Source organism: Pseudomonas sp. R4-35-07 (assembly GCF_003852235.1).
Lineage (GTDB): Bacteria > Pseudomonadota > Gammaproteobacteria > Pseudomonadales > Pseudomonadaceae > Aquipseudomonas.
This window is the reverse complement of record NZ_CP027732.1, coordinates 3,734,240-3,748,631: the sequence shown is the minus strand read 5'-3', so window position 1 is coordinate 3,748,631 and position 14,392 is coordinate 3,734,240. Positions and strand designations below refer to the sequence as shown.

Genomic DNA, 14,392 nt, shown 5'->3' with positions numbered 1-14,392 from the left:
AATCAGACCGTCACGAACAGGGCCAGGTGATCGCTGGTGGAGCGGATGTGCCCCATGTTTCGCCAGCCACGAAAACGTTGCCGGTCGCCAGCGGCGAATGCCGGCGCCGGTGATGGCGGCCAGCCGAGCGGAGGCGCCTGGAAATCGCTGGCGATGGCCACCATGCCCACGGGCGCACCGCCAGGCGCGGGGTTGACCACATTCAGCGGCGTGCCGACCACGGTATTGGCGATGGTGAAGTTCCCGGCCGCGCCGCCACGTACCAGGATGTTGTCGATCGAATACAGGTTGCTGCTGCTCGACGAACCGATGTAGCGGTAACCCGGATAAGGCACGGCGCCCACGTTGGTCGACCAGAAGATCGTCGATTTCTTGCTCTTGAGGTGGGTGGCGAAATAGCCCATGTAGGCATCCAGGGCTGGAGGCGGGGCCGCGGCCGGTGGCTGCAGTTGCAGGGCGTAACCCAGGCCCGTGAGCGGGGCGTAGCGCAGTGGATCATTGCCGGTCTGGCTCAGCAGGTTGACATTGAAATCACCGGTGATGACCCGGGTTTCCAACGCGCCCAGGGCGGCGCTGATGTCACGCACGTTGGCCAGACCGTTGAGGTAGGCATTGGCCGCCACGTACTGCGGGGGCGAATGGATGGCAAACAGCGTGAGGTTGCGCTGCACCACCACGGGCGGGCCGTCGACGGTTTCACAGAACGTCACCATATAGGGTTCGCGCAGGCCGCCATAGTTGAGGGGCGCGCCGAGGTTATCGACGAAATCGACCCGCGCCGCGCACCGGCTTTCGGACAGGTTGCCGGGGTTCAGGGCGGTAGGGGGAATAGCGCGACCGGCGACGGTAAAACAAGCGTTGGTCTGCAGCGGCGGGTAGTTGCCGGCGGCGGGCGCGGGCAAAACGGTGGGGTTGAAGCTGATGCCATTGGCCGCCGGTGACCAGGCGTTGGGGCCGGTGAACAAGCGTCTGCCGGCCGCCACGCCGGGGCCCGCCGGGATCACCGGTTTGTAGAACACCGCGACACCCTCGGCTCGCCCGGCCTGGCCGACCACCAGAGGCGGCACCAGGTTCCAGTCAAGGCCGGTCAGGTTGCGGATGCGCAACAACAGCTCCACGCAACCTTGCCAGCCGCCGGTTGGCGAAATCAGTGAGCCTGGGCCGTGGCTCGGGCCACTGGCGGTCTCTACCACCACAAAGATGTCCGGGTTGAACGCGGTGATATGGGCCAGGATCAGCGCCAGTCGGTCGGCAGCGTTCAGGTCGGGAATAAACGCCCCGGCGCGGTTCCGCTTGGTGCTCAAAGGGCGGATCTTGTTATAGCCGAAGCTCTCGATGTTCCAGTACAGGACGCGCGTCATGAGGCGATCTCCGATGGCCCGGTCAGTGTCGGATGCGTGGACGTATCCGGCGCCAGGGCCTGCAGGCGTTCGGTGTCGCTGTCCGGATCTTTGACGTAGGCGGCATACCAGCCCAGGCTGCCGGAGGACTGAGGGTCGCCAAACAGGAAAAACTGCAGGGTCGCCCCCGGGGGCAACTTGGCGATGCCGAGGATCTTGATGCCGATATCGGTCAGTTGCAGGTTGAAGAATTTCGCCTGCGGATCGGGCTGCCCCGGGATGGTCTGGTAGAGCAGTTTGATCGGTCCGGTGGACACCTTGATGATTCCCTGCAGGGAAAACACGCTGGCGGATGGCGCGGCGCCCGGCAGGCTCAAGCCAACGAAGAGCATGGGGTTGGCGTCGGTGCTCTGGCTGTCGGGCGACCAGGCAACCAACAGGTCGGACTCGAAACCAGCGCCCGAGACCAAGGCGCCGGGCGATCCCATGGTGACTTTGTAGACAATGCCCGACCAGGCTCCGGACATAGGCTTGAGCGACAGGTTCTCCGGCAGGACCGGGAGAAAACCGTAATCCGCAGGTTTCTTCTGTTCCGGCGCCTGGATGAATTGCTTGAGCTGCAGGGTCAAACCCTTGTAGAGGCTTTTGCCGCGAACCTGGCTGGTGACCGGATCGAATCCCAGGTTGCCGGGATTGAAGCTGAAGCTCACGGCGTTGGGTGTGGCGCTGGGAAAACTCATGCCGATCTGCAGGTTGGTATAAGCCAGGCCCTCGTTGCGCGGACTGCCGTCTTCGCTGCCAAAGGACAACAGGTCGAATGGCCCGGCGGAGGTATCGAGCAGGGCGAAATCCAGCTTGCCCCACAACAGGAAACGACTGGCGGTGGTGACGCCGCTGTCCGGGCTGCCCAGGGTGTTGAACTGGATGCGATTGACGGATGCGGCCGGTAGCACGTTGCTGTCCAGGTTGAACAGGTAGCTCTGGCTTTGTTCGAAGACATAGGTGGTGGTGTCGTTTTGTTGCAGGGCGCTGCCGTCGAGGACCATGGCGTTTACGGCACTCGGATTTTCGGCGCGTCGTGTGGCCTGGATCGCTGAACCGAACAGGCGGTCCAGGCTCAGTTGGATACGACTGTTGAAGGTCACCAGCCTGGACTGACGAAACAGTGCCTGGAGCTGGAGGACGCTGAAGGCATAACCTTCGGTCGTGGCCAGGGCGATGGGCATGTCGGCGTCCGCGCCGTTGGCCCGGGCCTGTTCATAAGCCGGGTTCTGATAGTCGATCAGTCCGAAGAGGTTGGAAATGCCCTGGATATCCAAGGTGTCGTCCTGATGGCTGATGCGACTGACGCTGGCGCCGAAGTGGTGGGCGAGAAAGCGGCTGTAATCGATGCCGGCGGCGATCCCGGCCAATTGCTCGGGGAGGCTGTCCAAGGGCAGGTCGGCGTTGAGCACCATAAAGCCTTTCCATTCGGGGTCGTTGACCTGGGCGACGAAGTCCGCATAGAGGCTGTCCGGTGTGGCGGCGGCCTTGAGCTCGGCGGCGCTGATGAAGTCCTGCAGCCACTGGGACAAACCGGTGTAGGCCAGGGTCTCAAGCCCCGGCACCAGGTCTGCGGTTTTCGAGAACGTCTCGGGCAGGGTCCAGCGGTTGGGATTGTCGATGCGCTCTTTCAGGCTGCCACTGCAATATTTCATGATCAGCACGTTGCGGTAGCTGGTGGTTTGCACGCCGGCACCGATATTGGCGATGAAGTGCCAGTCGGCGATCTCCAGGTGGTTGCTGAACGTTGCGCCCTGGGTGAAAAACGGTTGCGGGTTGACGCCGACGAGAAATAACTGATTGGTTTGCAGCGCTTCGTGCAGTGCCTCTGTGGGCTGTTCGAAGGCAAAATCCAGCATGCTCTCGGCAGATTTCGAGCGTGCCAGCAGCACTTTGCGGTAGCCGATACCGTCCGGGTCCAGATCCACCAGCAAGCCTTGCGGTGTGGTCGCTCGATCGGGTTTTTCGGCCGCGCCAGCCGGGGCCCGTTGCAGGCGTTTGAGCCGTGCGGCCCGCCTGCCCGGCAGGGTGGCGGCGCTGATCAGGCTCTTGCGCGAGGCCGCAAGAATCTCGCTCTCGAACTGGGTCAGGTTGACGCCCGTTGTATTGGGCATGCCGGCATACGGCACCAGGGGGAAGGCGAAGCCTGGGGTTTGCGGGAGCGGTGTGCGTGGCGCGGCGGGGGCCAGCATCACGGTGTCGCCAGCGGCCGCGGCCTGGCCATAAAGCGGGCTGCCGTCGGGCTGTGCGCTGTAGGCCGGGATAGAGGCGCCGGCAATCAGGCTGCTCCAGGAGGTCCGGTAATCGCCGGTCAGCAGGGCGGTGACCGCGCCGCTGGTGGGGGACACCAGGCTGCTGGTCGGGAATGGGAAGATGGGTGCATACGCCGATTGAGCGGCGAGCAGGCGTATGCGGTCATTTTCGGTGGGGCTGGCCGCAGGATTGTAGTTGGAAAAGCTCAGCCATTCGGTACCGAAGATGCCGCACAACAGCGATTGCCCGACGGCGGCGGGAACGGTCGGCACACTCAAGCCATAGTCACCGCTCAGGGTGAGGCTGTAGCTCGCGCCATGATCGCAGAACACCAGGCTGGCCGCGTGGGGCAGCGGCCAGCCATTGGCATCGAGGCCATTGAGCGGAACCAGATTGATGGGGTTGCCGGCAGTGCTGCGCCATTGACTGGGCAGCGAGGTGGTGCCGGCAGCGGCAAAGGCCAGGCCGGTTCGGATCAACCCGGCGGCCAGTTGCGTCGCACTGATGTGCTGGTTCAGCCGGTCCAGCGGGTCGAGGACACCGCCCATGTTCAACGTGGCCGGCATGCCGATCGGGTTGAACACCGGGTAGTTGAGTAGGGTGTTGCCGTTCCCGGTGTTGACCACATAGGCAAAGCCGGTCTGGAAATACCGCAGCGCAGCCACGGGGTTGTAGGTCAAGGCATACACCAGGCTTGCGGCCTGGCTACCGTCCAGCGGTACATAGGCCAACGGCTGCAGTGGGGGAGTCAGTTGCAGGCCGCTGTCTGCCTGCAGTTTGTCGTTGAAGCCCATGCTGATGCCGGTACTGGACTTCAGGCGTAACGCGTTGAGGTCGGCATCGTATTTGACGAAGGTGCCGAAGTTGATGAAGAAGGTCAGGCGGTCGCCGAGCTTTATGTTGAGGTTGTTCTGCACTTGGCAGGATGTCCCCAGGCTGATGCGCAGCCCATATTCGTTGAAGTTCTTGGGCGCCGGCAGGTTGCTGCCCGGCAACCAGAGCAGCGCCCTGCCGACAAAGTTGCGCTGCTCGACGGCAAAAAGAAAGGCATAGAGGGCGGTGACAAACGTCGACGGGTCGCTGCTTAGGCTGACCGGCTCGCTGGGGGCGAACAGGTAATGGCCGGCCTGCTTATCGAACGCATCGGCGGGGCTCAGGCTGGCCGGCAAATCGGCTGGTAGGGTGCCTTGGGGCATCACGTAGCCGCGCCAGCCATAACCACTGTCATCGGGCAGCGCATAGGCCGCGCTGTTGGCAATTTGCTGATAGTCGGACGGGGTGGCGGCGCGGCTGGTCATGTCTATCCCCTGCAATTGTCGGCACGCCCACGAATCCACGACCAGTCGGCGATGCTGCCGGCGTAGTGGTTGGGCAGGTTATGGCCAGACTGGAAAGTGCCATCGAGGCTGAGCTGCCCCCGCTGTTCCTGGGTGGCGGGACGAAACGACAAGGCCCCACCCTGGATATGTACCGGGCCGACGCTGGATTTGCGCAGGGTCACGGGGGTGGCGGTGGCCATCACGGTGTAGCGGTCGATCAGGTTCGTGGCGTAGTAGAAACTCACTTGGGCCGTCAACGCGTTGCTGCTGTCGGGCTTGTAGGGATCAAGCAGTTCCACGGTCACTTGCAGGTCCGGCAACAAGGGTTGGCGGTACTGGGCAATCACGCTGGTGGTTGGGCTCTGCCAGCGGATAAGGTCGCCGCGATAGGCTTGCGCGCTGTCCTTGTTGTCCTCGTGCGTACCTTCGATATTGAAGTCGGCGAGCACATGCGAAGTGTTCGGAGGGGCACAGAAAAATGCGCCCAGGCTGCCACGTATGCGTTGCCCATCGCTGGCCAGGTCAAAGGTGGCAGTGGGTGTGTCGGCCGTCATGCTCAACCCGGTCAGGCCAGCGCCGCCCATGGACAGTTCGGCGTTCACCCGGGCCTCGCGACTGTCGACGACCAGAATGAACAGCACCGGACCCACCTGACGGCTGACGTTCATGCCGGGCAGCAGTATCGGCCCAGGCAGGCAGGGTGCCGGGGTCGCCGAGGAGGCGGAAGGAGCGGGAACGAGGTCGGCGCAGCCCGAGGTCAGGGAGGCGTACTCGACGCTGGAAAAAGTATGGCTGAACCCGTCAGGCAAAGCCGTCGGCGCATGTCTGCCGGTCGCCATTACCCACAGGATGGTTGCCAGAATCGCGCCCAGTGTTAACCAGCAAACCCGGGTATAAAGCATCCGATGCTTTGTCACGCGAGGGTACCGTCCATGTCCCGTACTGCGTTAATGAAACCGGCGTACGTGCGCGTCCGCCGGCTTCAAGGATGGGGTCTGGCTAAAGAACCCGTATGGATCAGGAAAGGCTGAATGTACCGATGTTGGTGCTGGTGAAAGGCGTCTCGGAACCGCTGTCGACGATGACGCCAGTGAACAGGATGCTGAACCCCGAGCCGACGTTTTGCAGCGTCACCTTGGCGCCCGCGCGCAGGTTCACCGGTCCGGCAGGGGCGTCGGCGGAGAGAATTTGCGTTGAGGCAGTGTTAGTGACTTGGGTCGCCCACAGCAGGTTGTTCTGGTAGTTGAACGTGACCTTGGTGGTTTCGTTGGGATCGCCGTTATACGTGGTCACGGAGTTGCAGTTGATGGTGAGGGGCGTGGTGACGGTATTTACCGAAGTGAAGGCGTTCATTTTGAATATCCTTTTCCAGTGTTGGTCATGATCCAGGGAGCTGAATCGAGTGAGAGTCTAGGCGTGCTTCTTCGCCTGTAAAGGAAGGGCGTTAACAGCATTTGGTGCGTTTTTTCGCCAGTTTTGCGATGAGCGCGTGGCTTTCTTAACGTCCAACTGACTGTAATCAGATGGCTTTTTGCAATGGGGCTGGGTGTGGCTAAATGCCTCTAATAGCGTTTTATAAGCATCGTTAGGCCGAAATAGTCGTTCGATCAGCTCCGTGGGCACGCCCATGGGAAAAAGCGGTATTGGCTACGAAAGAGGGGGTAAAAATTCCTTCCCGGCGAAACACCTTCGCGCGTAGTGCCGCAGTAAAACGCTTGCCTGTTTTTCCTTGCCGGTTATTTAAGGGAAAGTGCGTGAATAATTAAGGCGTATGGCTATGTGCAACTAGTGGCAATTGGCTGCCAACGCTCTAAATCAGTGCATTCAGCAATGTTTTGTATTTATATTTCCCTCGCACAGGAACTAGCGCTATAACTTCCAGTCGATACCCCCGGCTAACTCCCGGCAGGGCTATGGCGAACTAATGGCATTGTTCGGTAGTTCCAAATAGCCATACTTTTCGCCCTATCAGATATCACTTCATTATGTCGTCAGCCCCCATCAATGCCTGCCAGATGCCTGTCCCGCACACCGAGCAGGTGTGCGCATGGTTGATGGTGCATGCAGGGCTGAAGACCGTCGACCTGGACCGCGCCAGACGCTTATCCACCGAGGGTAGCGACCTGCTCGGTCTGCTCACGCGCCTGGGGTTGGTCAGCGAAATCGAACTGGCCCGCGCCTGGGCCGCCTTGCTCGATGCGCCGCTGGTGCACGCCGATGCGGCGCCGCCGTTGCTCGACCCGATCCCCGCGTTGACCGAGCGCTTCATGCGCCACTACCAGCTGGTGCCCATCGGTTGGGCCGATGGCGGGTTGCGCGTACTCGCGGCCAACCCGGCCCAGCTGTATCCATTCCAGGCCTTGGCCTATGCCTGCCAGGTGCCGATCTGGCTGGCCATCGGCCCGCGCACGGAAGTCGACAGCCTGATCGAGCGCTACTACGGCCAGGGCCGATCCGCCATGGGCACGCTGGTGGAGAACCTGGGCGAGCAGGGCGGTGCGCTGGAAGATATCGAGCACCTCAAGGACATGGCCTCCGAAGCGCCAGTGATTCGCCTGGTCAACCTGATCCTGCAGCGCGCCGTGGAGCAGCGCGCCTCGGATATCCATATCGAACCCTTCGAACACCAGCTCAAGGTGCGCTACCGCATCGACGGCGTGCTGCACGACGCCGAGGCGCCGCCGGCCAGCTCCTCGGCAGCGGTGATTTCCCGGGTGAAGATCATGGCGCGCCTGGACATTGCCGAGCGCCGCCTGCCCCAGGACGGTCGCATCATGCTGCGTATCCAGGGCAAGGAATTGGATTTGCGCGTGTCCACGGTGCCCACCGCTTTCGGCGAATCGGTGGTGATGCGCTTGCTCGACCGACAGACCGTGCAGTTCGATTTTCCCAGCCTGGGCTTCGATGGTCAGCGCCTGGCCACCTTTCTTGAACTGCTGGAACGGCCCCACGGCATTCTGCTGGTGACCGGGCCGACCGGTTCCGGCAAGACCACCACGCTCTACACCGCGTTGTCGCGCCTCAACACCCCTGAGCGCAAAATCATCAGCGTCGAAGACCCGGTCGAATACCAGCTCGAAGGCATCAACCAGATCCAGGTAAAACCGGCCATCGGTCTGGACTTTGCCGGCGTGCTGCGCTCTATCGTGCGCCAGGACCCGGACGTGATCATGATCGGCGAGATCCGTGACCTGGAAACCTGCCGCATCGCCATCCAGTCCGCGCTCACCGGCCATCTGGTGCTGTCCACCCTGCACACCAACAGCGCCGCCGCCAGCATCACGCGGCTGCTGGACATGGGCGTCGAAAGTTACCTGATTGCCTCGACCGTCAGCGGCATCCTTGCCCAGCGCCTGGTGCGCCGCCTGGACCCAGCCACCCGCGTGGCGTTCGAAGCGCCAGCGGCGTTGATCGAAGAACACGGCCTGGACCGTCTGACCGACCAGCGCCCGATTCTGCTCTACCACGGCGACTACCATGGCCGCAGCGCCCTCACCGAGTTGCTGGTGATGAACGATGAGGTGCGCGACCTGTTGATGCGCCACGCCGACGCCGCCACCCTCGAGCAGGCCGCTCGCCGCGCAGGCTTGCGCACCTTGTATGAAGAGGGCTTGCGCCAGGCGCTGGCCGGCGTCACGAGCCTGGAAGAAGTGCTGCGCGTCACCCGTGGGGAACCGGCGTGACGCTGTTCAAGTTTCGTGCGCTCGACAGCCAGGGTGTCGCCCACAACGGCACCTTGCAGGCCAAGGACCAGGCCGCTGCCGTCGCCGCGTTGCACAAGCGCGGCCTGCTGCTGTTGCAGATCGAAACAGCGGGCCGGCCGCTATTGAGCCCTGCGCGCGGAGCATTGAAAGGCGCGGGCCTGGTCAGCTTCACGCAACAACTGGCGACCTTGCTCGGCGCCGGCCAGCCCCTGGAACGCTGCCTCGGCCTGCTGCTCAAGCAGCCCGGCTCGCCCCAGGTGCGCGGTTTGATCGAACGCATCCGCGATGAGGTCAAGGCCGGCCAACCGTTATCGGCCGCGCTGGAACAGGAGGGCGGCAGCTTCTCGCCGCTGTACCTGAGCATGGTGCGCGCCGGTGAGGCGGGCGGCGCGTTGGAACGGACCCTGCGCCAGCTCAGCGACTACCTGGAGCGCAGCCAGCGCCTGCGTGGCGAGGTGATCAACGCGCTGATCTACCCGGCGTTCCTGGTGGTGGGCGTGTTGGGTTCGCTGGCGCTGTTGCTGGCGTACGTGGTGCCGCAATTCGTGCCGATTTTCCAGGACCTGGGCGTGCCGATCCCACTGATCACCGAAGTGATCCTGGGGCTCGGCGAGTTTCTCGGCGCCTATGGGCTGCTGGTGCTGGCCGGGTTGATCGCCCTGCTGTGGGCGGTGGTCATCGGCCTGCGCGACCCGCGCCGCCGCGAGCGCTGTGATCGCCGCGTGCTCGGCCTGCGCGTGCTTGGCCCGCTGCTGCAACGGGTCGAAGCGGCGCGGCTGACGCGCACCTTGGGCACCTTGCTCAGCAATGGCGTGGCGCTGCTGCCGGCGCTGGTGATTGCCCGGCAGGTCTGCAGCAACCGAGCGCTGCAGGCGCAGGTGGCGATGGCCGCCGAATCGGTGAAAGCCGGTGGCAGCCTCGGCCAGGCGTTTGGCGGCCAACCCTTGCTGCCCGAACTGGCGCTGCAAATGATCGAGGTCGGTGAACAGGCCGGTGAACTGGACAGCATGCTGCTCAAGGTCGCCGATATTTTCGACGTCGAGGCCAAGCGCGGCATCGACCGATTGCTCGCCGCACTGGTGCCCACACTGACCGTGGTCATGGCGGTGCTGGTCGCGGTGATCATGCTCGCGATCATGCTGCCGCTGATGAGCCTCACCAGCCATATATGAACTTCAAGGAGCTATAACGATGAATGCCCGACGCCGCCAAAGCGGTTTTACCCTGCTGGAAATGCTTGCCGTGATCGTGCTGCTGGGCATTGTCGCGACCATCGTGGTACGCCAGGTCGGCGGCAATGTGGACAAGGGCAAGTACGGCGCGGGCAAGGCCCAACTCGCCGGCTTGAGCATGAAAATCGACAGCTACGCGCTGGACGTCGGCTCGCCGCCCGCCAGCCTGCAACAACTGGTGGACAAGCCCGCGACGGCCTCCGGTTGGGCCGGGCCCTACGCCAAGCCGTCGGAATTGAAAGACCCGTTCGGCCACGCGTTCGGCTATCGCTTTCCCGGTGAGCATGGCGCCTTTGACTTGATCTTCTACGGCCAGGACGGCCAACCCGGCGGCGAGGGCTACAGTGCCGACCTGGGCAATTGGGAATAAGCGGCCCATGGCCCAGCGTGGATTTACCCTGCTGGAAATGCTGGTGGTGATCCTGCTGATCAGCCTTGCTGCCGGCTTGCTCAGCGTCGGGCTGCGCCAGGGCCTGCAAGCGGCCAAGGAGCGTCGGGTGGTCGGGCAGATGGTCGAGGCGCTGCGCGCTACACGCGCCGGGGCGATTATCAGCGGCCAGGCGGCGCGTACCGAATTCGATCTGCCCAACCGTGCGTTCAGCGCGCCTGGCCGGCCACCGCTGCACTGGCCGCAAGCGCTGCAGCTGAGCATGCACACCGCCGAGCAAGCCGGCTCGGCGGTTGAGTTCTACCCTGACGGCAGTTCCACCGGCGGCAACCTGTTGTTGACCAGCGGCACCCGGCGCTGGCGCATCGATATCGGCTGGCTGACCGGCAGCGTGCAGTCCAAGGCGTTGCCATGAAGCGCCAGGCCGGTTTCACCCTGCTCGAAATGCTCGCCGCCCTGACCCTGCTGGCGGTGTGCAGCAGCGTGTTGCTGGTCGCCTTCGGCCAGAGCGCGCGTTCCTTGGCGCAGGTGGCGCGCAGTGATCGGCTGGCCCATGCGGCGCTCACGGTGCTCGATCAGGAAACCGCCGGCCGCCTCGACAGCGGTGTGCGCCAGGGCGAACTGGATGGCATCCATTGGCAACTGACCGTCAGCCGCCAACAGCCGCAGCTGTATCGCCTCGAGCTGACCGTCAGCGAAGGCCCGCACCAGGCGCATTTCAGTACCTTGAAGGCGCGCCTGTGAAGCGCCGCGAGCAGGGCTTCACTTTGCTGGAAATCCTCGTGGTACTCAGCTTGCTCGCGGTGCTGCTGGTGCTGGTCGGCGGCGCCTTGCTGGGCGCCAATCGTGCGGTGACCAAGGCCCAGCGCTACACCGTCAGCCTGGACGAAATGCGTGCCGCCCAGCAGTTCCTGCGCACCGCCATCAGCGAGGCGCTGCCTCTGGATGTGACGGAAGACGACAGCCAGGCCGAGGGCTTTTTCAGCGGCACGGCCGAGCGCCTGCAGTTTGTGTCGACCTTGCCCGGTGTGCTCGGCGGCGGTATCCAGCGCTTTACCTTGCAGCGGGTCGACCAGGCCTTGCAGGTGCAGTTCGCACAGTTGGAATCCCACATCAACCCGGCCCGCGTTGAACCGCAGGTGCTGCTCAACCACGTCGAGCAGCTGCAGTTCAGCTACCGCGGCCTGTCGCCCCTGGGCCAGCCGACCGGTTGGGTCGCTGACTGGCCCTGGCCGAGGCGCTTGCCTTATGCGGTGCGCATCGTGGCCAACGTCAACGGGCCGGTGCCGTGGGTCACCCAAGTGATTGCGCTGCGCCTGGACCTGTCCAGTGGGAGCCTGGAAGAATGAAGCGCCAGCGCGGTGCGGCGTTGCTGCTGGTGCTGTGGGTGCTGGCATTGCTCAGCGTGTTGCTCGGCGGCCTGGCCGGTTGGGTGCAGTTGCAAAGCCGCCAGGCCCTGTGGCTCAAACAGCACACCCAGACGCAATTGGCGGCCCAGGCCGGCATCGCCATGGTGATGGCGCAGCCGCACTGGGTGGCCGATGGGCGCGCTATGGCGCTGGGCTTTGACGATGCGCGGCTGCAGGTCAGCCTGCGCAGCGAGCGCGGCAAGTTGTACCTGATCAACGCCTCGGCCGATGACCTCACGCGCCTGGCCCTGGCCTGCGGCGCCACGCCAGCCCAGGCGCAGCAATGGGTCAAGGCGCTCGAGGCCCGGCGCCGCCAGGGCCTGGCGCCGTTTCGGGTGCTCGAAGAAGTGCGCCAGCTGCCGGGCATGACCCAGGCGCTCTACAGCCAACTGCTGCCCGAAATCACCTTATGGAGCGACCTGGATCGGCCCGATCCGGCGTTCGCCAGCCCCTTGATGCGCAACGCGCTCAACCTGCCAAGCCGCAATGCCGAGGGCGCCGACCCCGGCCAAGTCGTGGAAATCGACAGCCGCGCCGAGCGCCCCGGCGGTTACCAGGCGCGCGTGCGCATTACCGTTTCACTGAGCCCAGCGGAGGACAGCGCACAGCCCTATCGGGTGCTGCGGTGGCAAGAATGAATCGACTCGAACCTATCGCCCGTCATTGGCGCGGCAGCCTGGCCCAACAGGCCTGGCGCCTGTGGCTCACGGAGTTGCGCGGCTGTGTGCCGGGCTGGCTGGCACTCAAGGAGCCGCCGGAGCGCATCCATCACTGGCCGCTGAGCGCGCCGCTCGAACTGGGCCAAGCGCGCCAAGTGCTGATGCTCGGCCCTGACGACGTGCTGCGGCAAACCGTGCACCTGCCCCTGGCCGCCGCGCGCAACCTGGCCAATGTGGTGGGGTATGAACTGGACCGCTATACCCCGTTCGATGCCGAGCAGTTGTACTTCGTCGTGCGCCAGGAACAGCGCACCGCTACGCACCTTGAGGTGACGCTGGTAGCGATCCTGCGCGAACGCCTGGACCAGATTCTCGCCGACTGCGCCACCCTGGGCCTGCGGCCTCATCGGGTGGATGTGGCAGGTATGGGCATCGACCTGTTGCCCGCCAGCCTGCGTCCGCGTCAACGCGCACAGGGCTTAGGCTTGCAACGTAGCTTGCCGTGGCTGTGTGGCGCCTTGCTGATCGCGGCGATGCTGCTGTGGCTCAACGACCGCCAGCGCGTCCTCGATGCCATGCAGCACAGTGTCCAGCAACAAAAAGCCCAGGTGGCCCAGGTGCATGCCCTGCGCCAGCAACTGCTCAACACCCAGGGCGCGGCGCAGTACCTCACTCGCCGCAAACTGGCACAGCCGCCCTTGGCCGGGCTGCTGAATGACTTGACCCGCTGCCTGCCGACCGACACCTGGCTCGAGCAATTGGACGTCAAGGACGGTGAGATTTCCATCGCCGGTCAAAGTGCCAAGGCCAGCGGCCTGATTACCCGGATCAAAGGCTGCCACCGTTTGGAAAACGCCCAGTTCGAAGGGGTGATTCAACCCGATGCGCGCACCGGCAAGGATCAGTTTGCCCTGCGTGCCCACTTGCGCCAGGAGGCTGCCGATGCGCCGACCCCTCACACCCCGTGAACGTCGCGGGGCAGCCTTGCTGGTGCTGGCCGCCGTGCTGGGCGCGGCCTACTGGCTGTTGATCGACAGTTGGTTCGCCGGGCCGCTGCGCAGCATGGGCGCCCACGCCGAACAGTTGCGCGAACAACAGCAACGCTATGCCAGCCTGTTGCGCCAGGGCGATGCGCTGCGCCAGCAGCTTGAGCAGGCACGGCAGGACCCGGCCAGCAGCGCCAGCCTGTTGCCGGGGGATGACCCCGACGTGGTCGCCGCCGACCTGATGCAGCGCCTCGCCGACCTCATCGCCAGCCAGGCCAGTCGTGGCGGCGGTTGCAGCCTGACCCAGCGCAAACCCATCACTGCCGGGCAGGACGCTGGCGAGCCGTATCGACAGGTCAAGGTCAGCCTGACCCTTGAGTGCGCCATCGAACCGTTGACCGCGATCCTGCATGCGCTGGAGTATCCGCCGCCGTATCTGTTCGTCGATGAGCTGCGCATCCGGCGCAGTCGCGAAGCGCCCGCCCGTGGCGGCGCGGGCAAGTTGGTGGTCAACCTGCTGGTGCGCGGCTACTTGCAACCGGCGCGGGTGGCACCATGAACGGCACACTGCGCCCCTTGGAGTGGGGCTTGCTCGGCCTGGCCGGGTTACTGGGACTGTTGATGGCGGTGATCCTCAGCAGCATCGGCGATGAACCGCAGTGGTTGCCCGAGGAGCCCGCGCCGGCGCAGCCCTCTGTCAACCTGCAGGCGCCGCCCACGGTGGCCCTGGCCGACCTCGCCGGTACCTGGCAAGCGCCGCTGTTCAGTCCGGATCGCAGCCCTGACCGTGTGGCGGGCAAGGCGCGGGTCACCAGCCTGTCGAACCTGAGCCTCAGCGGCATCATGATCACCGGCAACCTGCAAATGGCCATGCTTAAACAAGCCGACGGCCCACCCCTGACGGTGCGCCTGGGTCAGAGCCTGCCCAACGGCTGGCGCCTGGAACACCTCACCCCGCAATCGGCGCGCTTCGCCCTGGACGGACGCACCCAGACCCTGAGCCTGTACGGCAAGCGGCTGCCCTCGATTTCTCCTTCTCGCGAGCCACTCCCTTGATTGA

14 protein-coding genes are annotated in these 14,392 nt (G+C 64.3%); 10 read left to right on the top strand and 4 right to left on the bottom strand.

The window, feature by feature from the left end:
- Nucleotides 1-2: 2 nt before the first annotated feature.
- From C4J89_RS17060 to C4J89_RS17045, 4 genes are all read right to left on the bottom strand, one after another.
- Nucleotides 3-1,361 carry a hypothetical protein gene (locus tag C4J89_RS17060; RefSeq protein ID WP_124415108.1) on the bottom strand — a complete coding sequence of 453 codons (1,359 nt, stop codon included), beginning with the start codon at nucleotides 1,359-1,361 and terminating at the stop codon, nucleotides 3-5.
- Nucleotides 1,358-4,933 (bottom strand): hypothetical protein, encoded by a 3,576-nt coding sequence (locus C4J89_RS17055; RefSeq protein ID WP_124415107.1) that lies wholly within the window; start codon nucleotides 4,931-4,933, stop codon nucleotides 1,358-1,360. The genes C4J89_RS17060 and C4J89_RS17055 overlap by 4 nt, the downstream gene beginning before the upstream one ends.
- Before the next feature lie 2 nt (nucleotides 4,934-4,935).
- On the bottom strand, nucleotides 4,936-5,871 hold the full coding sequence (locus tag C4J89_RS17050) for a hypothetical protein (RefSeq protein ID WP_124415106.1): 936 nt from the start codon (nucleotides 5,869-5,871) through the stop codon (nucleotides 4,936-4,938).
- Nucleotides 5,872-5,971: 100 nt separating this feature from the next.
- Nucleotides 5,972-6,307, bottom strand: coding sequence for a hypothetical protein (locus C4J89_RS17045; RefSeq protein WP_124415105.1), 336 nt, complete (start codon nucleotides 6,305-6,307; stop codon nucleotides 5,972-5,974).
- Between the two features lie 662 nt (nucleotides 6,308-6,969).
- Here C4J89_RS17045 and C4J89_RS17040 point away from each other — a divergent pair.
- From C4J89_RS17040 to C4J89_RS16995, 10 genes are read left to right on the top strand one after another with little or no spacing between them, the layout of a single operon-like run.
- Nucleotides 6,970-8,637, top strand: coding sequence for a GspE/PulE family protein (locus C4J89_RS17040; RefSeq protein ID WP_124416041.1), 1,668 nt, complete (start codon nucleotides 6,970-6,972; stop codon nucleotides 8,635-8,637).
- Nucleotides 8,634-9,830, top strand: a complete 1,197-nt coding sequence (gene gspF / locus C4J89_RS17035) for a type II secretion system inner membrane protein GspF (RefSeq protein WP_124415104.1) — start codon at nucleotides 8,634-8,636, stop codon at nucleotides 9,828-9,830. Before C4J89_RS17040 ends, gspF begins: the two co-directional genes overlap by 4 nt.
- Before the next feature lie 19 nt (nucleotides 9,831-9,849).
- Nucleotides 9,850-10,260: a type II secretion system major pseudopilin GspG gene (gene gspG / locus C4J89_RS17030; protein ID WP_124415103.1), complete on the top strand. Its 411-nt coding sequence runs from the start codon at nucleotides 9,850-9,852 to the stop codon at nucleotides 10,258-10,260.
- Nucleotides 10,261-10,267: 7 nt separating this feature from the next.
- Nucleotides 10,268-10,693 (top strand): GspH/FimT family pseudopilin, encoded by a 426-nt coding sequence (locus tag C4J89_RS17025; RefSeq protein ID WP_124363482.1) that lies wholly within the window; start codon nucleotides 10,268-10,270, stop codon nucleotides 10,691-10,693.
- Complete coding sequence (locus C4J89_RS17020; protein WP_124410344.1) at nucleotides 10,690-11,022, top strand: type II secretion system protein; 333 nt, start codon at nucleotides 10,690-10,692, stop codon at nucleotides 11,020-11,022. Before C4J89_RS17025 ends, C4J89_RS17020 begins: the two co-directional genes overlap by 4 nt.
- Nucleotides 11,019-11,627, top strand: a complete 609-nt coding sequence (locus C4J89_RS17015) for a prepilin-type N-terminal cleavage/methylation domain-containing protein (RefSeq protein ID WP_124415102.1) — start codon at nucleotides 11,019-11,021, stop codon at nucleotides 11,625-11,627. Before C4J89_RS17020 ends, C4J89_RS17015 begins: the two co-directional genes overlap by 4 nt.
- Nucleotides 11,624-12,325, top strand: a complete 702-nt coding sequence (locus tag C4J89_RS17010) for a general secretion pathway protein GspK (protein WP_124415101.1) — start codon at nucleotides 11,624-11,626, stop codon at nucleotides 12,323-12,325. Before C4J89_RS17015 ends, C4J89_RS17010 begins: the two co-directional genes overlap by 4 nt.
- Nucleotides 12,322-13,314 (top strand): type II secretion system protein GspL, encoded by a 993-nt coding sequence (locus C4J89_RS17005; RefSeq protein ID WP_124363478.1) that lies wholly within the window; start codon nucleotides 12,322-12,324, stop codon nucleotides 13,312-13,314. Before C4J89_RS17010 ends, C4J89_RS17005 begins: the two co-directional genes overlap by 4 nt.
- A complete protein-coding gene (gspM, locus tag C4J89_RS17000) occupies nucleotides 13,289-13,891 on the top strand; it encodes a type II secretion system protein GspM (protein WP_124415100.1) in 603 nt (200 codons plus the stop codon). Before C4J89_RS17005 ends, gspM begins: the two co-directional genes overlap by 26 nt.
- Complete coding sequence (locus tag C4J89_RS16995; protein ID WP_124415099.1) at nucleotides 13,888-14,388, top strand: general secretion pathway protein GspN; 501 nt, start codon at nucleotides 13,888-13,890, stop codon at nucleotides 14,386-14,388. Before gspM ends, C4J89_RS16995 begins: the two co-directional genes overlap by 4 nt.
- Nucleotides 14,389-14,392: the final 4 nt, after the last annotated feature.